General features: G+C 58.3%; 25 protein-coding genes and 1 tRNA gene. 13 read left to right on the forward strand and 13 right to left on the reverse strand.

Annotation, left to right across the window (positions count from 1 at the left end; translation table 11 throughout):
• Positions 1-11: 11 nt before the first annotated feature.
• Positions 12-746: a lysophospholipid acyltransferase family protein gene (locus U5L73_RS05280; protein ID WP_322561358.1), complete on the forward strand. Its 735-nt coding sequence runs from the start codon at positions 12-14 to the stop codon at positions 744-746.
• 363 nt (positions 747-1,109) lie between these two features.
• Positions 1,110-2,255: an ABC transporter substrate-binding protein gene (locus U5L73_RS05285; protein ID WP_322561359.1), complete on the forward strand. Its 1,146-nt coding sequence runs from the start codon at positions 1,110-1,112 to the stop codon at positions 2,253-2,255.
• A 42-nt stretch (positions 2,256-2,297) separates the two neighbouring features.
• Here the strand turns inward: U5L73_RS05285 and U5L73_RS05290 are convergent.
• The 5 genes from U5L73_RS05290 to U5L73_RS05310 form a co-directional block, all read right to left on the reverse strand.
• Positions 2,298-2,372, reverse strand: a tRNA-Arg gene (locus U5L73_RS05290).
• 55 nt (positions 2,373-2,427) lie between these two features.
• Entirely contained in the window at positions 2,428-3,642 is a 1,215-nt protein-coding gene (locus tag U5L73_RS05295) for a VWA domain-containing protein (RefSeq protein ID WP_322561360.1), read from the reverse strand.
• Positions 3,643-3,652: 10 nt separating this feature from the next.
• The gene (locus tag U5L73_RS05300; protein ID WP_322561361.1) at positions 3,653-4,249 is read right to left on the reverse strand and encodes a GNAT family protein; all 597 of its coding nucleotides are present in this window, start codon (positions 4,247-4,249) and stop codon (positions 3,653-3,655) included.
• Between the two features lie 4 nt (positions 4,250-4,253).
• Complete coding sequence (locus U5L73_RS05305; protein ID WP_322561362.1) at positions 4,254-4,385, reverse strand: hypothetical protein; 132 nt, start codon at positions 4,383-4,385, stop codon at positions 4,254-4,256.
• Between the two features lie 10 nt (positions 4,386-4,395).
• The gene (locus tag U5L73_RS05310; protein ID WP_322561363.1) at positions 4,396-5,250 is read right to left on the reverse strand and encodes a MoxR family ATPase; all 855 of its coding nucleotides are present in this window, start codon (positions 5,248-5,250) and stop codon (positions 4,396-4,398) included.
• Between the two features lie 120 nt (positions 5,251-5,370).
• Between U5L73_RS05310 and U5L73_RS05315 the strand changes: the two genes are divergently transcribed.
• Complete coding sequence (locus tag U5L73_RS05315; RefSeq protein ID WP_322561364.1) at positions 5,371-6,036, forward strand: c-type cytochrome; 666 nt, start codon at positions 5,371-5,373, stop codon at positions 6,034-6,036.
• A gap of 62 nt (positions 6,037-6,098) precedes the next feature.
• On the opposite strand, the gene U5L73_RS05320 is transcribed toward U5L73_RS05315, so the two are convergent.
• Positions 6,099-6,626, reverse strand: coding sequence for a hypothetical protein (locus U5L73_RS05320; protein WP_322561365.1), 528 nt, complete (start codon positions 6,624-6,626; stop codon positions 6,099-6,101).
• A gap of 81 nt (positions 6,627-6,707) precedes the next feature.
• Here U5L73_RS05320 and lplT point away from each other — a divergent pair, with 81 nt between their 5' ends.
• Both lplT and U5L73_RS05330 read left to right on the forward strand, forming a co-directional pair.
• The gene (gene lplT, locus U5L73_RS05325) at positions 6,708-7,940 is read left to right on the forward strand and encodes a lysophospholipid transporter LplT (RefSeq protein WP_322561366.1); all 1,233 of its coding nucleotides are present in this window, start codon (positions 6,708-6,710) and stop codon (positions 7,938-7,940) included.
• A gap of 63 nt (positions 7,941-8,003) precedes the next feature.
• Complete coding sequence (locus tag U5L73_RS05330) at positions 8,004-9,287, forward strand: glycosyltransferase family 1 protein (RefSeq protein ID WP_322561367.1); 1,284 nt, start codon at positions 8,004-8,006, stop codon at positions 9,285-9,287.
• On the opposite strand, the gene asd is transcribed toward U5L73_RS05330, so the two are convergent.
• Positions 9,231-10,112 carry an archaetidylserine decarboxylase gene (gene asd, locus U5L73_RS05335; protein WP_322561368.1) on the reverse strand — a complete coding sequence of 294 codons (882 nt, stop codon included), beginning with the start codon at positions 10,110-10,112 and terminating at the stop codon, positions 9,231-9,233. The genes U5L73_RS05330 and asd overlap by 57 nt on opposite strands.
• A gap of 41 nt (positions 10,113-10,153) precedes the next feature.
• Here asd and U5L73_RS05340 point away from each other — a divergent pair, with 41 nt between their 5' ends.
• Entirely contained in the window at positions 10,154-11,818 is a 1,665-nt protein-coding gene (locus U5L73_RS05340) for an aminotransferase class III-fold pyridoxal phosphate-dependent enzyme (protein ID WP_322561369.1), read from the forward strand.
• A 35-nt stretch (positions 11,819-11,853) separates the two neighbouring features.
• On the opposite strand, the gene U5L73_RS05345 is transcribed toward U5L73_RS05340, so the two are convergent.
• The 4 genes from U5L73_RS05345 to U5L73_RS05360 form a co-directional block, all read right to left on the reverse strand.
• The gene (locus U5L73_RS05345) at positions 11,854-12,468 is read right to left on the reverse strand and encodes a hypothetical protein (protein WP_322561370.1); all 615 of its coding nucleotides are present in this window, start codon (positions 12,466-12,468) and stop codon (positions 11,854-11,856) included.
• A gap of 93 nt (positions 12,469-12,561) precedes the next feature.
• Positions 12,562-12,996 (reverse strand): DUF1841 family protein, encoded by a 435-nt coding sequence (locus tag U5L73_RS05350; protein WP_322561371.1) that lies wholly within the window; start codon positions 12,994-12,996, stop codon positions 12,562-12,564.
• A gap of 25 nt (positions 12,997-13,021) precedes the next feature.
• Positions 13,022-14,848, reverse strand: a complete 1,827-nt coding sequence (gene kefC, locus U5L73_RS05355) for a glutathione-regulated potassium-efflux system protein KefC (protein ID WP_322561372.1) — start codon at positions 14,846-14,848, stop codon at positions 13,022-13,024.
• A gap of 1 nt (position 14,849) precedes the next feature.
• Positions 14,850-15,473, reverse strand: a complete 624-nt coding sequence (locus tag U5L73_RS05360) for an NAD(P)H-dependent oxidoreductase (protein WP_322561373.1) — start codon at positions 15,471-15,473, stop codon at positions 14,850-14,852.
• 40 nt (positions 15,474-15,513) lie between these two features.
• On the opposite strand from U5L73_RS05360, the gene U5L73_RS05365 reads away from it, so the two are divergent.
• Together U5L73_RS05365 and U5L73_RS05370 are read left to right on the forward strand one after the other, a co-directional pair.
• On the forward strand, positions 15,514-16,131 hold the full coding sequence (locus U5L73_RS05365; protein ID WP_322561374.1) for a ParA family protein: 618 nt from the start codon (positions 15,514-15,516) through the stop codon (positions 16,129-16,131).
• A 54-nt stretch (positions 16,132-16,185) separates the two neighbouring features.
• Entirely contained in the window at positions 16,186-16,641 is a 456-nt protein-coding gene (locus tag U5L73_RS05370) for a MaoC family dehydratase (protein WP_322561375.1), read from the forward strand.
• A 28-nt stretch (positions 16,642-16,669) separates the two neighbouring features.
• Here the strand turns inward: U5L73_RS05370 and trmL are convergent, their stop codons facing one another.
• A complete protein-coding gene (gene trmL, locus U5L73_RS05375) occupies positions 16,670-17,134 on the reverse strand; it encodes a tRNA (uridine(34)/cytosine(34)/5-carboxymethylaminomethyluridine(34)-2'-O)-methyltransferase TrmL (RefSeq protein WP_322561376.1) in 465 nt (154 codons plus the stop codon).
• Between the two features lie 11 nt (positions 17,135-17,145).
• The gene (locus U5L73_RS05380) at positions 17,146-17,700 is read right to left on the reverse strand and encodes a ComF family protein (RefSeq protein ID WP_322561377.1); all 555 of its coding nucleotides are present in this window, start codon (positions 17,698-17,700) and stop codon (positions 17,146-17,148) included.
• Positions 17,701-17,897: 197 nt separating this feature from the next.
• Here U5L73_RS05380 and U5L73_RS05385 point away from each other — a divergent pair, with 197 nt between their 5' ends.
• The 5 genes from U5L73_RS05385 to U5L73_RS05405 all read left to right on the forward strand — a co-directional run bounded on the left by U5L73_RS05385 (position 17,898) and on the right by U5L73_RS05405 (position 22,420).
• Positions 17,898-18,776, forward strand: a complete 879-nt coding sequence (locus U5L73_RS05385; RefSeq protein ID WP_322561378.1) for a biotin synthase — start codon at positions 17,898-17,900, stop codon at positions 18,774-18,776.
• A gap of 152 nt (positions 18,777-18,928) precedes the next feature.
• On the forward strand, positions 18,929-19,405 hold the full coding sequence (locus tag U5L73_RS05390; protein ID WP_322561379.1) for a DUF2244 domain-containing protein: 477 nt from the start codon (positions 18,929-18,931) through the stop codon (positions 19,403-19,405).
• A 56-nt stretch (positions 19,406-19,461) separates the two neighbouring features.
• Complete coding sequence (gene coxB / locus U5L73_RS05395; protein ID WP_322561380.1) at positions 19,462-20,646, forward strand: cytochrome c oxidase subunit II; 1,185 nt, start codon at positions 19,462-19,464, stop codon at positions 20,644-20,646.
• A 41-nt stretch (positions 20,647-20,687) separates the two neighbouring features.
• On the forward strand, positions 20,688-22,304 hold the full coding sequence (gene ctaD, locus U5L73_RS05400) for a cytochrome c oxidase subunit I (RefSeq protein ID WP_322561381.1): 1,617 nt from the start codon (positions 20,688-20,690) through the stop codon (positions 22,302-22,304).
• On the forward strand, positions 22,304-22,420 hold the full coding sequence (locus tag U5L73_RS05405) for a cytochrome oxidase small assembly protein (RefSeq protein WP_322561382.1): 117 nt from the start codon (positions 22,304-22,306) through the stop codon (positions 22,418-22,420). The genes ctaD and U5L73_RS05405 overlap by 1 nt, the downstream gene beginning before the upstream one ends.

Raw genomic sequence — 22,420 nt, forward strand, 5'->3', positions numbered from 1 at the left:
GGTTCCATCCCATGCGCCAACTCAAAGCCCTGTGGCGCATTGCCCGCGTTTTATCGCACGTGCTGGCGGGTGCCTGGCGCATTCGCATGGTGTTCCCCCGGCTAACACAGCCGGAGCGTGATGCAGAAGTTCAGGCCTGGGCCCTCGCCATGCTTGCGCGACTAGCTATCAAATTGGTAGTAAATGGCACGCCGCCCGCAAGTGGTCCGGTGCTGCTGGCCGCCAACCATATCTCCTGGTTGGACATCGTGGTCATCCATGCGGCGCGGCATTGCCGCTTTATCTCCAAGGCCGATATTCAGCATTGGCCTGTGGTGGGCACGCTGGCCACCGGCGCCGGCACGCTGTACATCGAGCGCGAATCCCGTCGCGACGCCATGCGGGTGGTTCACCACATGGCCGAGCGCTTGAGCTTGGGCGAAGTGCTGGCCGTGTTCCCCGAGGGCACCACGGGCGACGGCACGGGTGTGCTGCCCTTTCATGCCAATTTGTTGCAAGCAGCCATCTCCGCAGGTGCGCCCATTCAGCCAGTGGCGCTCCAGTTCCTCGACGCAGAAGGACAACAGAGCTTTGCACCATGCTACGTTGGCGACGATACCTTGCTGAGCTCCTTGTGGCGCACCCTGTGCAGCGACGGCATTCAAGTCGTGGTGAGCTTTGGAGCCTTACAAACCGCAAACGGACGCGACCGCAGGGCTTTAGCAGAGGCGGCGCGGGAAGACATCATCGCATTGCGCCAGCGCTGAATTGCTATTGTTTTAATAGCTAATGCGGAATGATGGACAAGCGCTAATGCCAGATTGGACATAAAAACAAACACCTTCTTATGGCAAGGCGAACGCAGCTTTTAGTTTCACAGCCGTTGCCATAAGCGGGTTTTTCTTCAGTCAGCAGTTTGCAGGCAGCTGAACGCTGCGCACGTTCGGCCGCGCATCAAGTTGGCAATACCTTGAGCAAAGTCACAGAAGGGCTTTCAGAGTGGCGACCCTCGCATCAGAATCAAAGCAGATTCGAGCACAATAAAACATGCGGCACTGCAGGTGGCGGCGCGTTTGCCGAGATGGCCAGGGTGGTTTAGGCGCCGCATGGATTTTTTCAGGAGTGTTCCTATGAGTCAGTTAACTATTTTCATGCGCCAGTGGTGCTTCGCCGCATGCGTTGGAATTGCTTGTATTGGCGCTGCGCATGCACAGGGCGTGACGGACTCCACCATTGTGTTGGGGCAGAACCTAAGTCTTCAGAGCGGGAGTAACGGGTATGGCGTTGCTGCTGCCGCAGGAATGAAGCTGTATTTTGACCAAGTTAATGCGGCTGGTGGAGTGCATGGCCGCAAGATCGTGAGCCGCATCTTTGATGACGATAGCAAGGCCGAAAAGGCAGAGGCCAATGCCCGTCAGCTCGTTGCAGATAGTGTTTTTATTTTGTTTGGTTCTATCGATGGTGGGCCGTCTGCAGCTGTGATGAAAGCTGCCAATGAGCTGAAAGTGCCATTTTTTGGTCCCTTGGCTGGCGCGCCGAACTTGCGCAGCCCCCATCAGCCGCTGGTGTTTCCTGTGCGCGCTGAGCATAAAGACGAGTTCGAGGCCCTAATGACGTGGGGCAAAAACACGGGTTTAAAGACAGTAGGTTTTCTGCGCGCGGATACGCCGGTCGGGCAACTGCATTTGGGGAACGTACAGCGCATTGCAAAAGAGCTGGGGCTGCAGTTTGTGCAAGACATCCCCTTCAGTGGGGACGAGAGTGATGCGCAAATTGCTGGATGGATCAAAAGCATTGGAGTCAACAAACCGGACATGGTTCTGAATCACGGATCGGCTACGCTATACACAAAGCTGGTGGCGGGTGCTAAGGCAGCGGGGCTGAAAACTACCTTTATGGCCGTGAACTCCGGGTCGTCGCAAATTGCAAAAGCCTTAGGGCCGTTGGCTAATGGCATGGTCTTTGCCCAGGTGGTTCCCCGCCCCACGGCCCGCAAGTTTGCCATTACTCGCGAATACCAAGATGCTGCGCGTAAGGCCGACTCCAAAGCGGAATTCAGCTACGGTGGGCTAGAGGGGTACATGACTGCAAAAGCATTTGCGATGACCCTGCAGGCCAATGGGCGCGATCTGACACGTGCACGCTGGTTGCAGACCATGTCCAATTCGCGCTTCGATCTGGGGGGAGTGGTCATTCAATATCGACAAGGCAATCACGAGGGAGCCCGCTTCGTAGACTTGTCCATGGTGGACCGTGAAGGCCGTTTCTTGCAATAAACCACTATGGCTCGGCGCGCGGGTTGAGGGCCAGTGTGCATATGGTGCCCCCGACAGGAATCGAACCTGTATCTGTCCCTTAGGAGGGGACCGTTCTGTCCATTGAACTACGGAGACTCCGGGTCGCATTGTATCGGCCCGCGAGGCTGCATCCTGCGCAGCGGAGCCGCACCTATTTGGTCAGGTGCCGCATGGCCTCTTCCAGGCCCTTGAGGGTGAGCGGGTACATTTTGTTTTGCACGATTTGCTGGATGACGCTGATGCTTTGCCGGTACTGCCAGACGCCCTGAGGCTCTGGGTTAATCCACGCGAATTTGGGAAAAGCATTCATGAGCCGTTGCAGCCATTCAGCGCCGGGCTCTTCATTGTTGTATTCCACACTGCCGCCGGGTTGCAAAATCTCATACGGGCTCATGGTGGCATCGCCCACAAAGATCAGCTTGTAGTCCTTGTTGTACTTGCGGATGATGTCCCAGGTGTCAAACTTCTCAGCAAACCGGCGGCGGTTGTTCTTCCACATGAAGTCATAGACGCAGTTGTGGAAGTAATAAAACTCAAGGTGTTTGAACTCGGTTTTAGTGGCACTAAATAGTTCCTCTACCCGTTGGATGTGGTCGTCCATTGATCCGCCAACATCCATTAATAGGAGTACCTTGACGTTGTTGTGGCGCTCCGGGCGCATCTTGATGTCCAGAAAGCCGGCATTCGCTGCAGTCTTGCTGATGGTCTCGTCCAGATCCAGTTCGTCCTCATGGCCTTCGCGCGCGAACTTGCGCAGGCGGCGCAGCGCCACTTTGATGTTGCGGGTGCCGAGTTCCTGGGTGTCGTCGTAGTCTTTGTAGGCTCGCTGGTCCCACACCTTCACGGCGCTGCGGTTGCGGCTCTTGTCTTGCCCGATGCGGATGCCCTGTGGGTTCTGCCCGTAAGCGCCAAAGGGCGAAGTGCCGCCTGTGCCAATCCATTTGCTGCCGCCCTCATGGCGTTCTTTTTGTTCTTCGAGGCGCTTCTTGAGCGTCTCCATCAGCTCGTTCCAGCCCATGGCCTGCAGCTTGGCTTGTTCCTCGGGCGTCAAAAACTTCTCTAAGTTTTTGCGCAGCCACTCGGCCGGAATGTCTTTGGTGAAGTCGCTGACGTGCTCGATGCCCTTGAAGTAAGCGCCGAAAGCCCGGTCGAACTTGTCGTAGTGCTTCTCGTCCTTGACTAGCGTGGTGCGGGCCAGAAAGTAGAAGTCGTCAATGCTGTAGCCGCTGGCCTCGCCTTCACCATCCACCTGCTGAGTGTTGGGCCCGACCACTCCTTTTTGCAGCGCTTCTAGCAGGGTCAGGTATTCCTTGACCGAGACGGGTAGCTTGGCGGAGCGCAGGGTGTAGAAGAAGTCCAGAAGCATGGGGGTGCCCTCAGGTGCGCGGTTTGTCCAGCAGGTACAAGAGTTGTGCCTTCACTTCCGGCCACTCACCACTGCGCAGGCTGTACATCACGGTGTCGCGGATGGTTCCGTCGCGGCGCAGGGCGTGGCCGCGGATCACGCCGTCTTTTTTGGCACCCAAGCGCTCGATGGCGGCTTGGGATGCGAAGTTGAAGTTGTCGGTGCGCCAGCCCACCACGTGGCAGCCCAGCGTCTCGAACGCGTGTGTCAAAAGCAGCAGCTTGGCGGTGGTGTTGACGTGGCTGCGCTGGCTGCTTTTGGCGTACCAAGTCCAGCCGATTTCGACGCGCTTCACAGCCGGCACGATGTCGTGGTAGCTGCTGCAGCCCAGCACCTTGCCGGTGGCCGTTTCGGTGACGGCGAAGGCAAAGCGGTTGCCGGCCTCGCGCATGGCCAGCGCGTCTTCAATGTATTTGCGGGTGTTCTCCGGCTCGGGAACTGAGGTCACGCGGATAGTCCAGAGCTCACCGTCAGCTGCCGCAGCGCGCAAACCGTCTTCGTGCTCCAAAGCCAGGGGCAGGAGTGTGACCCCGCGGGCGCTCAGGGTGACGGGTTCGACGAATGCCATGGGCTTAGTCTGCCTTGTTCTGGTTGTGCTTGCGCCAGCGGCGCGCAGCCTGTTGGTCTGACCACGAGCCTGGCAGTACATCTCTCGAAAAACCTACAGCGCCGGCTAGACCTTCAATCAACGAATTGTTTTTCATCGGGTATGGCTCAGCGGTTGTGGCGTTGCATGAACATCAGCTTTTCAAACAGCGTGACGTCTTGTTCGTTTTTCAGCAGTGCACCCACCAACGGGGGCATAGCCATTTTGTCGTCCTTGCTTTGCAGGGCTTCGGCCGGAATGTCTTCGGCCAGCAGCAGCTTGAGCCAATCCAGCAGTTCGCTGGTGGAGGGCTTTTTCTTGAGGCCCGGTAGGTTGCGCACCTCGAAGAAGGTTTTCATGGCGGCGCTGACCAGCTCTTTTTTCAGGCCGGGGAAGTGCACATCCACAATGCTCTGCATGGTGGCCGCGTCCGGGAACTTGATGTAGTGAAAGAAGCAGCGGCGCAAAAAGGCGTCGGGCAGTTCTTTTTCGTTGTTGGAGGTGATGAACACGAGCGGCCGGTGCTTGGCCTTGATCAGTTGGCGGGTCTCGTAGCAGTAAAACTCCATGCGGTCGATCTCGCGCAACAGGTCGTTGGGGAATTCGATGTCGGCCTTGTCGATTTCGTCAATCAGCAGCGCCACGGGCTGGTCGGCAGTGAAGGCTTGCCACAGCACCCCCTTGATGATGTAGTTGTTGATGTCTTTGACGCGTTCACCGCCATCCACATCGGAGAGCTGCGAGTCGCGCAGGCGGCTCACGGCGTCGTATTCATACAGGCCCTGCTGGGCCTTGGTGGTGGACTTGATGTGCCACTGCAGCAAGGGCATGCCCAAGGCCTCAGACACCTCTTCGGCCAGCATGGTTTTGCCGGTGCCGGGCTCGCCCTTGGCGAGCAACGGGCGCTGCAGGGTGATGGCGGCATTAACCGACAGCATCAGGTCTTGGGTGGCAACGTAGTTAGAGGTACCGGTGAATTTCATAGCAAAAGCGTCTGTGTTGCTGCTTGATAGCGATCAAACATAGGGGTTCTACGGAGGGCCTTCTCGATATAATGGTTTCACAAAACCACCACGTCATCACTCTGTGATTGTCATCGCAAAATGAACAAACTTCTCTTGTCGCTGTCCGCCGCGCTTGTCGCTTCTGTGACCGTTTTCGCTGCTCATGCTGAGGGTGTGCAGGGCGACGTGAAGGCGGGAGCCAAAAAGAACGCCATGTGTATTGGCTGTCATGGCATCGTGGGTTACCAGTCCAGCTTCCCCGAAATCCACAAGGTTCCGAAGATTTCCGGGCAAACCGGCCAGTATATTGCGGCCTCGTTGAATGCCTACAAGAAGGGCGAGCGCAAGCACCCCTCCATGAAGGGTATCTCTGCCTCCTTGACCGACCAAGACATTGCGGACTTGGCGGCTTATTACGAAGCCAGTGGCGTGGTGGCCGGTGCCCCAGCATTGGGCAAAGCGCCGGCAGCCTCTGAAAAGGTCAACGCACTGTTGACCAAAGGCAACTGCGCCTCCTGCCACGGTGAGTCTTTGAGCAAGCCTATCGACCCGACTTACCCCAAAATTGCCGGCCAGCACAGCGACTACCTGTTTGTTGCGCTGAAGGCTTACAAAGTCGAGGGCAACGCCAATATCGGTCGTGGCAACGCCATCATGGGTGGTATTGCCAAGCAGTTCAGCAATGCTGAACTCAAAGAGCTGGCGAATTACGTGGGTTCATTGCCCTCCGATTTGCAAGTGGTGCCGCAAAACCGATTCAAGTAATCGCCACTGTCTCCCACAACAAAAAGCCGCTGTTTCAGCGGCTTTTTGTTTGGGCGTGCGCCTTAAACCCGTGCCGGGTGGATCGGGATGACTGGCTTGTCTTGCCCGCCCGAGACGTAGTAGCTGGGGCATTGGTATCGGGCGATGTCATGGCCGTGGAGCGGAAACGAACCGCAGTTGGACCAACGGCGCAGTGGGGAGTGATAGATACCGCACTGGAATTTTTCTGCGCCTGCAGGCTCCAGAAACATGCATTGGTGGTTCATGCAGCAGTTGCCGCACTGCACGCATTCGCCTTCAATGTGCTCGGGCACTTGTTTCACCTGGCCAGCCACGTCCCGGAAGTAATGCAGTGCAGGGCCCTGCCGCAGCGCCTGAATATGGGTCAGCGTTTTGCGCATCGTGGTCCGGTAGCGGAGCAGGTATCGCCGCCGCCAAAACACCAGGCTGGCCACGGCCGGAGCCACCGGAACGCTGAGATACGCGCAGCCAATCAACGCATGGGTAGCCCAGTGGGCAAGTCGGTGTCGCAAGACGTGCTCCGGTAGCAAGTTTTGCAGCATGCTAGGGACGGATTGCGGCAAATCCATGACACGGCCGCGTCACGAGGGCGTGTCACGCAGGCTTCATAACCCGCGGGCAGCATGCGCAGCTTTACTCTCCGCAACGCCATGCCGAACTCCAGCCGCCCCATGCCCCGCGCGTTCTATTCGTTGTTGGGTGTTCAATTTCTGTCCACGCTTGCGGACAACGCGTTCTTGATTGTGGCGATCGCCCGGGTGATGGAGTTGGCAGAGGCGGATTGGCGGATACCAATGCTCAAAATCGGGTTCACCGTGTTTTATGTGGTGTTGGCACCGTTTGTGGGGCCTGCGTCAGATGCATTCCGCAAAGGGCGGGTGATGGTGTTGTCCAACGCATTCAAGGTCATCGCCATGTTGCTATTGCTGCAGGGGGCGGATCCTCTGCTGGCCATTGCAGTGGCGGGCTGGGGCGCAGCCCTCTATGCGCCTGCGAAATACGGGCTGATGACGGAGTTGCTGCCGCCCGCAGCACTGGTGCGGGCGAATGGTTTTTTTGAAGGGGCCACGGTGTGTGCCGTGATCTTGGGCACGGTTCTGGGAGGGCTCTTAATTAGCCCTCTATTGCTAGCCTGGCAGCCCGCTGAGGGCAGTGCTTATGCGGGTGGCATGGGGGTCTTGCTGCTATTGAACAGCATTGCCATGGTGGTGTGCCTGTGGATCCCTGATAGTGGTGCCTGCTACGACGCCCATTCGATGCACCCGCGTACGTTGGTGCTGCGGTTCTGGCGTGAAAACCTGGTGCTCTGGCGAGACAAGGTCGGGGGCATGTCCATGGCGGTGACCACCTTGTTGTGGGGCGTCGGCGCGACGCTTCAACTCGTGGTGTTGCGTTGGGCGCACGAGGCGTTTGGCCTGCCGTTGGATCAAGCGGCCTACCTGCAGGGGGTCACTGCGCTGGGTGTCGTGGCCGGCGCCATGGCTGCGAGCCGATTTGTGGTGCTGGAGCGGGCTGTCCATCTATTGCCGCTGGGGCTGTTGCTGGGTGTCGTGATACCGATGATGTTGTGGGTGCAGTCGATATATGCCGCCGCGGTGCTGATGGTCGTGGTGGGCGCCATGGCGGGGTTTTTTGTGGTCCCCATGAATGCGCTGTTGCAGCATCGAGGCTACACCTTGCTCACAGCGGGGCGCTCGATTGCAGTGCAGGGTTTTAATGAAAACGCAGGCATGTTGGCCATGCTGGTGGTCTACGCCGGTGTTACTGCGTTCAACCTGCCTTTGCACACCTTGATATGGGGCTTTGGCGTCATGGTGGTTGTGGGGATGGCGCTGGTGTGTGTGCTCTACCGCGGGCAATGGTGGCCGCTGCGGGTGGCGTGAGCGACGCCAAACTGTCAAAAAACCATCATCAAGCTGTTATGTGCGCTGCCTAGTCTCGGGTGTGTGAAAACCTCCGACGACCTCCTCATCGAGTCCTTCGCTCCGCAGCTTTCCAGTTTGCGGATTGCCGTCGTGACTGAAACCTTCCCCCCGGAAGTCAATGGCGTGGCCATGACGCTGGGGTGGCTTGTCAACGGCATGCTGCAAAAGGGCTACTCGGTGCAGGTGGTGCGACCGCGCCAGCCGCGCGAGCAGGCGGGTGTGCAGCATGAGGGCTTGGACGAAGTGCTCTCCAAAGGTGTGCCCTTGCCCGCTTATGGTGAGCTGCGCTTCGGCATGCCATCGAAGAACCGCCTGATCAAGCTGTGGGGTGAGCGCAGGCCCGATATCGTGCACGTGGTCACCGAAGGGCCGCTAGGCTGGTCTGCGGTGGCGGCAGCTCGCAAGTTGCAGCTGCCCATCACCAGCTCGTTCCACACCAATTTTCAGAGCTATTCGCAGCACTACGGCATTGGTCTCTTAAAGACGCCGATCGAGTCTTACCTGCGCAAACTGCACAACCGCACCCAAGCCACCATGGTGCCGACCCGCAGCCTGGTGCAGGACCTGACCGCACGCGGCTACGAGAATGTGACCCTGCTGTCGCGTGGCGTGGCACTGGAGCAATTTGGTCCGCAACACCGCTCGGATGCGCTGCGCCGCCAATGGGGTGTGCAGGGCGATGAGCCCGTCATCTTGCTGGTCGGGCGCTTGGCGAAAGAGAAAAACGTAGGCTTGGTGGTGGCTGCGTTCCGCGCCATCAAAGTCCGCGTGCCGGATGTGAAACTGGTGTTTGTGGGCGATGGCCCTTTGCGCAAGGCGCTGACCGAAGCCTGCCCCGAAGCCCACTTTGCCGGTGTGCAAAAGGGCGGCGACCTCGCGGCGCACTACGCCTCGGCCGACCTGTTTTTGTTCCCCAGCATGACCGAGACCTATGGCAACGTGGTGCCCGAAGCATTGGCCAGCGGGCTGGCGGTGGTGTCATACGACTGTGCCGCGGCGCTGGAATTGATTGAAAGCGGTGACAACGGGGTGCTGGTGCCTACAGGCGACGATGTGTCCTTTGTCAATGCCGCAGTGCAATTGGCGGTGGACCCTGAGCGCCTTGCACGCTTCCGCGCGGCGGCTGCCAAGGCGGTGGCCGACCGCAGCTGGGATGCGGTGGCCGACACGTTTTTGCACACCTTGCGCTCGGTGCTGGAGCGCCATGGACGGCCGTTTGCTTCCGTCCCCGCGAGCAGGGCGAACGCCTCAGGATTGCCAGCGAAGGAGCGGCTGGCCCATTCGCACGCGCGCCCCTTGCTCTAGGCCTGCGTCGAGCACAAAGCCTTTGGGCGCCAGCACGATCACGGTGGAGCCATGCTGAAACCAGCCCATTTCCTGCCCGCGCTCAAAACTTGCGTCACAGGCGATCTTTTTGGGGCCGGTGTACTTCAGGTGAAACAACACATCCAGAAAGTGCAGCCGGATGCTGGCTACCAACACCGCAGCCACCGGAACCAACGCCACCCGTTGTCCATTCAGCGGGCCCGGGCCGTTAAGCCGGGTTCCGATGAAGGCGCGCTCGTTTTTGCAGAACAGTTTTTCCACCCGCTTGAGGGCAATCGGGTTCACGTTCCAGGTGTCGCCCGAGAAGTAGCGCACTTCGTCCACGGTGCAGTGGTGGGGCGCGTGGAAGCGGTGGTACATGCTGGATGTCAGTCGCAAGGTCACAAAGCTGCCGTCGCGCCATTCGCTGACGTCTGCGTCCGGGCCCAGCAGGTCTTCTAGGGTGTATGGAAAGCCCTTGGCCTGAAACACACGGGTGCCTTCGATGGGGCCGCTCGCGCCCACGATGGCATCGACCGGGCTGGTCATCGCGTCAAGGTCTTGCGCCACCGGGCGTGCGCCGTCTTTGAGTTCGCGGGTGAAGCAGTCATGCATGCTGGAAAAGCGCTGCTTTTTGGCTTCGCGCAAGTCCAGGTCACTGAAGAACTTCCAGATACCGATCGAGGCATCCCGCACCAGCGGCTGCTCGATTTTGCTGAACCACCCCAGAAAGCGGGTGAGCGCCTGGCGCGGAATGCGGTTGGTCAGCAGGAAGTTCAGGTCTTCCTGGCTGAGGATTTTTTGAATCTGTGCACGTAGTTGCATGGTGATTGTTGATAGTGAAGTTGGATTGAAAGGTGAATGTCGTGAATGAATCTCTAGAACTCCAAACCCTGCTGCTGGCCGGCGTGGGCACGGCGGCGGCCATAGCGGCTTTGCGCAAACTGAAGGCACGTGCCGAGCTGTCCTTTGCCAAGCATCGCTCGCTGGCAGGCCATCCGCGCAATGCGCGCCTGCTGGCTTCTTTGCTGCCTAACTACAGCTACGACGAGCACCAGGTTTTCGCCGTGGACGGTGCGCCAGTCGATGTGGTGGCACGCCGCAAGGCAGCATTTGCCGCACTGGTACAAGGTATTGCGCAGCGTTACCCCAAGACCCTGGAGGCGGGTGCTTCGGTGATCGATGGCTTGTCGGACATGCAGTTCGTCAGTGCCTACCGCGTGCCCTACCAGTTCAAGTCCATGGTCAAGCAAGGCTTGAAGATCGGCTCGTTTTTGCAGTCGTCTTCCGGCGTGACCGTGACCGACTTGGACGGCAACGTGTTCATCGACCTGACTGGCTCCTATGGCGTGAACCTGATGGGCAATGACTTTTACAAAGAGTGCATTGACGAAGGTGCAGCCATCGCGCGCGACCTGGGTCCGGTGCTGGGCGCATACCACCCGGTCATGGTGGACAACGTGCAGCGCCTGCGCAAAGCCTCGGGCATGGACGAGATGTCTTTCCACATGTCCGGCACCGAGGCAGTGATGCAAGCCGTGCGCCTGGCCCGCTACCACACCGGCCGCAAGAAGCTGGTGCGGTTTTGCGGCTCTTACCATGGCTGGTGGGGAGATGTACAACCTGGTATCGGCAACCCGATGACGGCCAAAGACACCTTCACCTTGTCTGAAATGGGCGAGGGCACTCTGCGCGTGCTGCGCAAGCGCCGTGACATTGCCTGCATCTTGATCAACCCCTTGCAGGCCCTGCACCCCAACATGCCTGCGCCCAGCGACGGATCCTTGCTGGACGGTTCGCGCAAAGCCGGGTTCGACAAAGCGGCTTACACCGCATGGCTGCAAACCCTGCGCACGATTTGCGATGAACGCGGCATTGCGCTGATTTTTGACGAGGTGTTTGTCGGCTTCCGCCTCGCACCCGGTGGCGCACAGGAATACTTCGGCGTGCGTGCCGATATGGTGACGTACGGCAAAACACTGGGCGGCGGGCTGCCCATCGGCGTGCTGTGCGGCAAGCGCGAATGGATGCGCCGCTTCCGCGATGAAGCACCGGCTGATATCTGCTTTGCCCGCGGCACTTTCAATTCGCACCCCTATGTCATGGGCGCCATGAATGCCTTTATGCGCAGGCTCGAAACACCCGAGGTACAAGCGCTGTACACCGATCTGGATGGTGTCTGGAACCGCCGCGCATCGCAGCTCAACCATGCCATGGGGGTGGCGGGTCTGCCGGTACGCGTGGCCAACCTGTCGACCATCTGGACCGTGACCTACACGCAGCCCGGTTGCTACCACTGGTTGTTTCAGCACTATTTGCGTTTGCAAGGGCTGGCCTTGAGCTGGGTGGGAACCGGTCGCATGATTTTCAGCTTGAACTTCAGCGATACGGACTTTGAGGAGGTAACCCGACGGTTTGTGGCGGCGGGTCAGGCGATGCAGCAGGACGGTTGGTGGTGGACCGATGGCGCCCAGACGCACAAGGTCATCAAGCGCCGCATCCTGCGGGAGATGCTGGCCGCCAAGTTCTGAGCCGCAGGGGGCCGGAACCTGGCGACGGGTTCCGGTCAGGTGGGGGCGTGGTCCATATTGCCGCGGGGTTCGATGAGTTCGCCGCGCATCAGGGCCAGAGGTGCTTTGTAGTAAAGCTTGATGTCGTGGAAGGGGTCGGTGATGATTTTGGTCATCCACACCAGACCGGACATCACGTCCTTGATGAAGAAGAGGTGCACGGTCCGGAAAATCAGGCCACCGACGCCCACTGCCAGCCAAAGTTCGCCGGTGTGGCGGGCAAATGCTTCAAAGCCGTTGGTGGCTTCGTAGTAACCGAACAGGGTCGGGTCTATCCAGAGCATCACCGGAGCTGCGGCCCAGACGGCCATGAGCACTACTTTGCGCTGCAGGTTGTAGCCGACTTTGATCTCTTCCTTGTATTCGTGGGTGGCCTTGTTGACCTCGTCATAGCCCCGCGGTTCAAAGAAAAAGTGGCCGGATTGTCGGGCCGTCATCGAAATGAGCCAGGCGACCAAAGCCGCTAAGGCGGGGTCTTTGAACAGCAGCGCATAGGCCACCACAAAGCTGATGGCGCTGACCAGGTGCAAAGACTGGTTGATGCGACTGTGGTGGTAATAGCGGTGGTCATCCCAGCGCTGGATTTTGAGTTGCTTAAGAAATTCCTGCATGGACAGAGTCTCCTGAAAACAGAAGATTCATGCTATCGCCGCATGATGGCAGCGGCGTGACAAGGTCCGTGACAGTTGCGTGAAAGCGCAGGCTCAGTCTTTGGTGGCGTGGCGCTGCACGCAGGCGATGTACGCATTGCCGTCGGGTGGCCGGCCGGCCCGCTGGCTTTCCCACAGCATGGTGCCCAGGCACTCCATGGTTTCGTGGTGGGCCTGGTGCAATGAGTTCCGCTTGTGGGTCAGCAGCTCCACCGCCTGCCGTATGCCCCGCGGCTGGTCGATGCTGCACTGTTCGCTAATCGACAAGTGCATGCTCAGGTGCAGGAAGGGGTTGGTGCGACCTTCGGTTGCCTCGTACATCGTTGTCAAGGCCCTGTCCACATCCGCAAAATCCGCCTGGTATTCAGGATGCTCGTCCATCCATTGTGACGCTATGATTTCTATAGCTTCAAGCGATTGCCCTGCCTTGGCTTTGGCGTAAGTGGAGCAAAAAAATCGACGTACGTCTTCTTGGGATGGATTGAACATGGGCTCAAGGTTAGCACGGTGAGAATTAGTCCACCCACCGGGTGGTGTCCCGCTTTTCCTGGTCTGCCCGCTCTTGGGTCATTTGCTCTTCGAGCTGCTGGCGGCCTTGTTTGATGGTGGCAATCAGCTTGCTGCGGTCTTTGAAGTGCGGGCGCATTTTTTCAAACAAGGCAAGGTTGTGGTGCCGAAAGCGCATGGCGGTCTGGCGTGCCACATGGGCGGGCTGGCCGAGCAACTGCAACACGCTGCGGGCGCTGCTCAGGCTGGATTCAAACAGTTCCCGCTCTACCAAGGTGACACCACGCTCGCGCAGCTGGTTCCAGTGGGTGACGTCCCGGGCGCGGGCCACGATGGGCAGGGTGGGAAAGTGCTCACGCGCCAGATCCACAATAGCCAAGGACTGCTCGACATCATCCACGGCGACTACCAGTACACGCGCAGTCCCGGCACCCGCAGTGCGGAGCAGGTCAAGGCGGGTGGCATCGCCAAAGAACACGCGGTAGCCGAAGCTGCGGGCGGCTTCCACCATCTCGGCATCATGGTCCAGCACGGTGGCTGGAATACCCTCCGCCAACATCACCCGGCCGACGATCTGACCATAGCGGCCGAAGCCGGCAAGGATGACGGGCGCCTCTTGCTGCTCTGCGATTTCCTCTAACGTTGTGGCGTCCGACCTCGCAAAACGCGGCAGCAACAGGCGGTCCACCGCCACCAGTACCAAGGGGCTTAGCAACATCGAGACTGCGACCGCGCCGATCAGCAGGGAAGCAGTCTCCGCTGGGAACACACGGGCTCCGGCGGCGGCCTGAAACACGACAAATGCGAATTCGCCCCCTTGGGCCAGCAGCAGGGTGAACACCGGGCGTTCGGCCAAGGGGAGTTGGATGTGGCTTGCCAGGGTGTAAATCACGACACCCTTCACCGCCAGAAAGCCGAGTACCACGAGTGCCATTGCCCCCGGTGATTCGCGCAGCACGCCAAAGTCAATGCTCATGCCCACCGCAATAAAAAACAGCCCGAGCAGCAGGCCTTTGAAAGGCTCTAAGTCGGTCTCCAGCTCGCGCCGGTACTCGCTGTCGGCCAGCAGCACGCCCGCCAGAAAGGCGCCCAAAGCCATGCTCAAGCCAACCAACAGCATCAAGGCGGAAATGCCGACCACCAGCAGCAAAGCGGCTGCGGTGAATATCTCTGGTGTGTTGGAGCGAGCAATCCAGCGAAACACGGGGCGCAACAACAAGCGCCCACCCAAGATGAAGCTGGCGATAACCGCTATTATTTTGATAGCTGCTTGCGCATATTCTACGGGGGCTAGATCGCTGTTTTGCCCTGAAGCAGCGCCGAGCAAAGGCAGTGGCGCCAAGATCGGGATGGCTGCCACATCCTGAAACAACAATATGGAGAACGCCGCCTGGCCGCTAGGGGTGGGGAGCAGGTTGCGTTCCTCCATCACCTGCAGGGCGATGGCAGTGCTCGACAGTGCCAAGCCGAGCGCGCCCACCAGACTCAAGCGCCAGCTCACACCACACGCCATGGCCACGAGCATCAAAAGTGTGGCGCATCCCAGTACTTGCATGGCGCCCCAGCCGAAGATGGATCGGCGCAGGCTCCAAAGCCGGCGCGGCTCCAGCTCCAAGCCCACCAAAAACAGCATCAGTACCACACCGAACTCGGCAAAGTGAAGAATGTCTTCCACGTTAGTGACCAGCCCTGCGCCCCAGGGGCCGATGGCGATACCAGCGGCCAGGTAGCCGATGATGGCGCCCAGTCCCAGGGCCTTGGAGATCGGCACCGCAATGACTGCAGCGCTCAGGTAAATCAGGCTGTTGAGCAGCCAGGCGGGTGCATGCTCCATCTCAGTGCTCCCCTGCAGGGCGGTCCTGCTCCGGCACTTCGCAGGCAACACAGTCCGCCAGGTCGTCTAGCTCCGGCCAGTGTGGGTAGGTCTGCAGTCGTTCACGGAAAGTGCTCACGTGCTCGGCTACCAACGCTGCAGGCGCGCTATGCGCACCGTGCAACACCATGGGCGGGAGAAAGCGCATGCCGCACAGCGCCGCGGTCTGCTCGTAGGGTGGCAAAAATGCGTCAAAAAAGTAGCGGTTGTAGCCCTGCAGGTGGTAGGGCGATTCAGCCCCGCCTGTGCTGGCTACCAGCCAAAGGTCTTTGCCTTTGAGGGCGCTGGCACCCCGGCCGTAGGCCCAGCCATAGCTCAGCACTTCGTCGACCCAGAGCTTGAGCAGTGCAGGCATGGAGTACCACTGGATCGGGTGCATGAGCACGACCAGTTGTGCCGCTTCAAGCTTGGCTTGCTCGGCCTGTACCTCGATCGCGTAATCGGGATAGGTTTCATACAGGTCGCATACGCTTACGCCTGCTGTGGTGGTTGCGGTGGTGTGCAGCTGGCGATTGGCCCGCGAGTCGCGCCAGTTCGGGTGAGCCGAGATCACATAAATAGAGGAAGGTTGGTTTTCATTGACCATGCCGATAACATAGCGCAGTTATTTGCAGGAGACTTTGTTTATGCCCGTGGTTGTTGTTGCGAACCCCAAAGGCGGGGTGGGGAAGTCCACGCTGTCCACCCAAATTGCCGGGTATTTCGCGTCCCAAGGGCATGCCGTCATGCTGGGGGACGCCGATCGTCAGCAATCCTCACAGCTCTGGTTGAGTTTGCGCCCCGCCGCCGCCAAGCCGATTGCCGGCTGGACCCTCAGCGACGAAGGCGTCGCCAAGCCGCCCAAAGGCACCAGCCACGTAGTGCTGGATACCCCCGCCGGATTACATGGCAAGCGCTTGAAGGAAATTTTGAAGATCGCGACCCATGTGGTCGTGCCCTTGCAGCCCAGTATTTTTGACATATTTGCGACCAAGCCTTTCTTGGATGAGCTGGCTGCCAGCTCGCGTGCCGACAAATTCAAAGTGGGCATTGTCGGGATGCGGGTCGACGAGCGCACACTGGCTGCCGAGCAGCTCCAGAACTTTGTCACCGGCTTGGGCTTGCCGGTGCTCGGCTCTGTGCGCGATACCCAAAACTACATCCAGACTACCGCGCGAGGGCTCACCATATTCGACGTGGCGCCCGGCAAGGTCGAGCGCGATTTGCAGCAGTGGCAACCGATTTGCGACTGGTTGAGCACCTAAATTACTGTCACCCCGGCTACAAGCACTTGGGTTCGCGCTCACTAACGTTTGCGCATGAAAACCTTCAACACCCTAGCGGAGTTGTCCGCCCAAGTCGGTACCACGGTCGCGGTCAGCGAGTGGCTTACTGTTAGCCAGTCTCAGATTGATTTGTTCGCCCAGGCGACGGGAGACCATCAGTGGATCCATGTGGACCCGGTGCGCGCAGCCCAAGGGCCTTTTGGCACCCCGATTGCGCATGGCTTTTTGACCTTGTCTTTGATTCCCCGTTTTATGGAGGCCAGCTTGGCGGTGACCGAGGCCCGCATGGGAGTTAATTACGGGCTCAACAAGGTCCGCTTTGTGTCACCGGTGCCGGTGAACAGCCGGCTGCGTGCCCACCTGAAGCTGCTGTCAGCCGAGCCGATTGATAACGGGGGTGTCCAGCAAAGCTGGGAGGTGACGATCGAGCGCGAAGGGGCTGCCAAGCCTGCTTGTGTGGCAGAGGCCTTGGTCCGCCAGTACCCTTAAACCACCCGATAGGGGGCACCTTCTGGCGTCAGCCGCCGAAACCGTTTTGGCGCCAGGCCTCGAATACGGTGACCGCCACCGCGTTGGACAGGTTGAGGCTGCGTTGGTCCGGCCGCATGGGCAAGCGCAAACTGCGCTCGGGGCTGAACGAAGTCCGCACAAAGTCAGAAATTCCCTTGGTTTCTGAGCCGAAGACCAGCCAATCCCCCGCTTGAAATGCAACCTCAAAGGGGCTGCGTGTCCCCCGGGTGGTGAGGGTAAAGAGGCGCTCAGGATCGGGTTTCTCGTCATCCAGAAACTGCTGCCAGCTGGCGTGCCGCTTGAGTTGAGCGTACTCGTGGTAGTCCAAGCCCGCGCGACGCATGTGCTTGTCATCCATCGAAAAGCCTAATGGCTCCACCAAGTGCAATTGGCAGCCGGTGTTGGCCGCCAGCCGGATCACGTTGCCAGTGTTGGGCGGAATTTCTGGTTCAACTAAAACAATATGAAACATGCCCCGATTGTCTACGCTCCGGCATCCCCCCGGGCTGTGCGCGCAAACACCAGTGCGGTAATGTGCCGTGCGCCGGCGCGCTGCAAGACAACGCTTGCAGCGGCCATGGTGGCACCACTGGTCATGACGTCGTCCACCAAAATGATGTTTTCATCCTGCAAGCGCGCGCCGCTGTGCGGCTCCATCGCAAAAGCGTGTTGCAGGTTGTGTTGCCGCCCTTCGCGTGACAGTCCACTTTGCGGCGGGGTGTGAAAAAGGCGTAAGAGCCAGTCTTCTTGCACTTTGGCAGGGCTCAGGTGGCGGGCTAATAGTGCGGATTGGTTAAAACCCCGCTCCAGTAAACGTTCCCGGGCCAATGGCATCGGGATCACCCAATCAGCCGCTTCCAATGCGGGTTCTACCCATGGCGCGCTGCGCATGATGGTCGCGAAGTGGCTCCCCCAAGCCGGGTTGCCTTGGAACTTGAAGTCCGCAATCAGCCGGTCCCACGGGTAGCCATAGTCCACGGCCGCAAGCGCTGCACTCCATACGGGCGGTGTGTCAGTGCAGGCTCTACAGTGATGCAAGGTGGTAGGGATGGCGAGCGCACATACCGCGCAGCGGTGTACTGGCTGGGCAAATGCGTGCACACAGTCTTCGCACACCGGGTGCGAGGGCCAAGCTCTGCAAACCCGGCATACGCTGGGTACTTGGCGGCTTAACCCTTGGAGTAAGGCGCTGAACATGGGGCCAATATACTCGCGCTCCAACGCTTTTCCTGGCCATGACTGATCACAAGCCCCCTACCATAGACCCGGTTGCCGCAGCCCGTTGGGCCCATGCGCCGGTGGTGTCCGCCCCTTGGCTGCATGAGGAGGTCGCCCGTCGCATGGAAGACCGGTTGCAGTGGATCGTGCAAAAGCCAGTAACGTGGTTGGATTGGGAGCCCTCGCGGGGTGGCTATGAAGGACATTTGCTGGTGCAAAAGCGCTATCCCAAAGCGCAAAGTTACGTGTGCGAAAGCACCGCTGCCAGACAACTGCATTCGCGGAAGATATTGACGCCCGCGTGGTGGAGTCCCGGGCGGTGGACGGGCGCCACGCCCCGGTTTGAAAGAGCGGCGGATCCGGTGCAAATGTTGTGGGCCAATATGGCGCTGCACATGGCCGCGGACCCACAGGCTTTAATACGGGATTGGCACACCCACTTGGCTGTCGATGGGTTTGTGATGTTTTCTTGCTTTGGCCCCGATACTTTGCGTGAGTTGCGTCGTGTTTTTGACGTCGCGGGCTGGCCGCAGCCGCATCACCAGTTCACTGATATGCACGACTGGGGTGACATGCTGGTACATGCTGGCTTTGCGGAGCCTGTGATGGACATGGAGCGCATTACCCTGAGTTACTCTTCGGCGGAGCGTCTGTTGGAAGAGTTGCGTGGTTTGGGGCGCAACTTGCACACGAACCGCTTTGCCGGCACCAGAACCAAAGGGTGGCGCAAAGATTTGTTGGAGCGGCTCACCCGCGAGCTAGGCGCAAAAGATGGTCGCTTGACGATCACTTTTGAAGTGGTTTACGGGCATGCCTTCAAGCCTAAGCTTCGTTTGAAGGTCGCACCAGAGACGCGTGTTTCCTTGGGTGACATGCGCGCCGCCCTGAAAAACTAGGCAAAACCCCTACGGATTCCCCTTTGCGTGGCGCCTGGCTGACGCCTGTCAAGTTCGTTACTGTCATACAATGTTAGCAACGAGGTGATGGCATATTCCCCCTCCAGTTTGGACTGAGTTTTTATCGACGCAGTTCATTTCGGGTGACACGCATGACGAATCCGGGTTTTCGCTTTGCGACAGTAGAAGGGCAACAGGTCCACTGGCTTCTCCGGCGGAATTGTTCCGTAACGCCCCTGCAGTTGGTGTGGACTTATGTGGCGCTATGCGTAATTTCCATGGGAATCGGGCTTTTCTTCTGGTTCCAGGGTGCAACGTTGGTGATTCCATTCGCCTCCTTGGAGTTGATTGCCGTCGGGCTGGCCTTTTACGTGTACGCAAGGCATTCGACCGACGGAGAGCACATTGCATTGCTGGACAACCGGCTCGTTGTTGAGCTGGAGTGTGGCGGTAAGCTGGAAAAAGCAGAGTTTCAAAGAGGCTGGGTAAGAGTTGAGCCGCGCGCAAGTGATACTTCGCTGATTGAGTTGTCAGAGCGCGGGCGAACCATTCAGGTCGGGCGGTACATCCGCCCTGAGTTGCGACCGCAACTGGCTAGAGAGATTCGTTCGGCTTTGCGTGCTGCCTGAGGGCGGGCGTGAATCCGGTGCGGTGAATTATTTTGGGGCATCTAAAAGTGAACGAGATGAAGAACACAACGAACAAACTGGCTTCAATGCTGTGGACCGCCGGTGCTTTTGCCAGTACATCCCTCTTGACGCAAGCACATGCTGTGAATGATTTGCCAGGCGGCCCAGCTGTGAATCAGCTGAATCTCGCACCCGCAGTCACCAAAATTGCCCAAGAGCAGCAATGGCTTCACTGGTTTATGCTGATCGTGTGTTCCGTGATCTTCGTGGCGGTTTTTGCCGTCATGTTCTATTCCATCTGGAAGCACCGCAAATCGGTAGGCCATAAGCCCGCTACCTTCCATGAGTCGGTCACAGTTGAAATCATCTGGACGATCGTTCCCTTCGTCATTGTGATTTTGATGGCGCTACCTGCTACCAAAGTGGTGGTCGCGATGAAGGACACCACCAATGCTGACTTGACGATCAAGGCGACAGGCATGCAGTGGAAATGGGGCTATGACTACATCAAGGGCGAGGGCGAGGGTATCGGCTTCGTATCCACCTTGGACAGCGATCAGCGCGCATTGTCAGACGCTGGTGGCCCCAAGAAAGGCGAGTCCATCGACAACTATTTGTTGAAGGTGGACAACCCGTTGGTGGTGCCTGTCGACAAGAAGGTCCGCATCATCACAACAGCCAATGACGTGATCCACGCCTTCATGGTCCCTGCATTCGGTATCAAGCAAGACGCGATCCCCGGGTTTGTGCGTGACACTTGGTTCCGTGCTGAGAAAACCGGCGACTTTTATGGTCAGTGTGCTGAGCTGTGCGGAAAAGAGCACGCCTACATGCCCATCCATGTAAAGGTGCTCTCTGCAGAAAATTACTCCGCTTGGGTGGCCGGCGAGAAGAAAAAGCTTGCTGCCAAAGCAGACGATCCAGCGAAAGTTTGGGCCTTGGACGACATCTCCAAACGCGGTGAAAAGGTGTATGCCCAGAACTGTGCAGCCTGCCACCAAGCTAATGGCAAAGGCGCTGGCCCCATCAAGGCTCTGGACGGCGCTGCCGTAGTGCTTGATGCTGACAAGAGCAAGCAAATCGCTATTTTGTTGAATGGTCAAAACAACGGCTCAATGCCAGCATGGAAAACATTGAGCGACACAGACATCGCTGCTGTGATCACTTACACGAAGAATAACTGGTCCAACAAAACCGGTCAGGTTGTGCAGCCCGCCGAAGTGCTGGCTTTGCGCAAATAAAGGCTTCAGGCAGAACGTAGAAATTTGAGAAGGACCTCACCATGAGCGCCGTACTAGACCACCACGATCACGCCCACGACGATCACCACCATGCCCCTACGGGTTGGCAGCGTTGGGTGTTTGCGACTAACCACAAAGACATCGGTACTTTGTACCTATTGTTCAGCTTTACGATGTTGATCATCGGCGGCGTGCTGGCTTTGTTGATTCGCGCTGAGTTGTTTCAACCCGGCTTACAACTGGTCAATCCTGAGTTGTTCAACTCGTTGACAACGATGCACGGCTTGATCATGGTGTTCGGCGCCATCATGCCGGGCTTTGTGGGTTTCGCGAACTGGATGATTCCGTTGCAAATCGGTGCATCTGATATGGCCTTTGCCCGCATGAACAACTTCAGCTTCTGGCTGATGATTCCTGCCGCGCTGATGTTGGTGTCTTCGTTTTTCATGCCTGGTGGCGCACCTGCTGCTGGCTGGACTCTGTACGCGCCTTTGACCCTGCAAATGGGGCCTTCGATGGATGCCGGTATTTTTGCAATGCACATCCTTGGCGCTTCGTCCATCATGGGTTCGATCAACATCATCGTCACCATCTTGAACATGCGCGCTCCCGGCATGACCCTGATGAAGATGCCAATGTTCTGCTGGACATGGTTGATCACTGCCTACCTGCTGATTGCAGTGATGCCGGTGCTGGCGGGCGCCATCACCATGACATTGACAGACCGTCATTTTGGTACCAGCTTCTTCAACCCCGCTGGTGGTGGTGACCCAGTGATGTACCAGCACATTTTCTGGTTCTTCGGTCACCCTGAGGTCTACATCATGATCTTGCCGGCCTTCGGTATCGTGAGTCAGATCGTTCCCGCTTTTGCCCGCAAGAAGCTGTTTGGTTACGCCTCCATGGTGTACGCCACTTCTTCCATTGCAATCTTGTCGTTCATCGTGTGGGCTCACCACATGTTCACAACCGGCATGCCAGTTACGGGTCAGCTGTTCTTCATGTATGCGACCATGTTGATTGCTGTCCCAACAGCTGTGAAGATCTTCAACTGGATAGCCACCATGTGGCAGGGCTCGATGACTTTCGAAATCCCCATGTTGTTTGCAGTGGGCTTCATTTTTGTGTTCACCATGGGCGGTTTCACCGGTCTGATTTTGGCCATGGCGCCCATCGACATCCAACTGCAAGACACTTACTACGTGGTGGCTCACTTCCACTATGTGTTGGTGGCGGGTTCTTTGTATGCGATGTTTGCCGGCTTCTATTACTGGGCACCTAAGTGGACCGGTGTGATGATCCCTGAGTGGAAAGGTCGTTTGCACTTCTGGTGGTCGCTGATCGCGTTTAACGTGACTTTCTTCCCAATGCACTTCTTGGGTCTGGCAGGTATGCCACGTCGCTACGCGGACTACCCGATGCAGTTCGCTGACTTCAACATGATTGCGTCCATTGGTTCCTTTGCCTTCGGTTTGGCGCAGGTGTATTTCTTCTTTGGTGTGGTCTTGCCTGCCATGTTGGGCAAAGGCGAAAAAGCGCCTCAGAAACCTTGGGAAGCGGCTGAAGGTTTGGAATGGGAAGTGCCTTCCCCTGCTCCATTCCACACTTTTGAAAATCCACCCAAGTTGGACGCTACTGCGACCAAGGTGATCGGCTAATGTCTGAGCCTACCAATCAGAAGAAGGCGAACGCACGATTGGGGCTGATTCTGGCCTCCGTGGCCGCAGTCTTCTTTCTCGGGTTCATGGTCAAAATGATTTTGTTGGGGAAGTAG

The organism is Rhodoferax sp. (genome assembly GCF_034520025.1).
Lineage (GTDB): Bacteria > Pseudomonadota > Gammaproteobacteria > Burkholderiales > Burkholderiaceae_C > Allorhodoferax.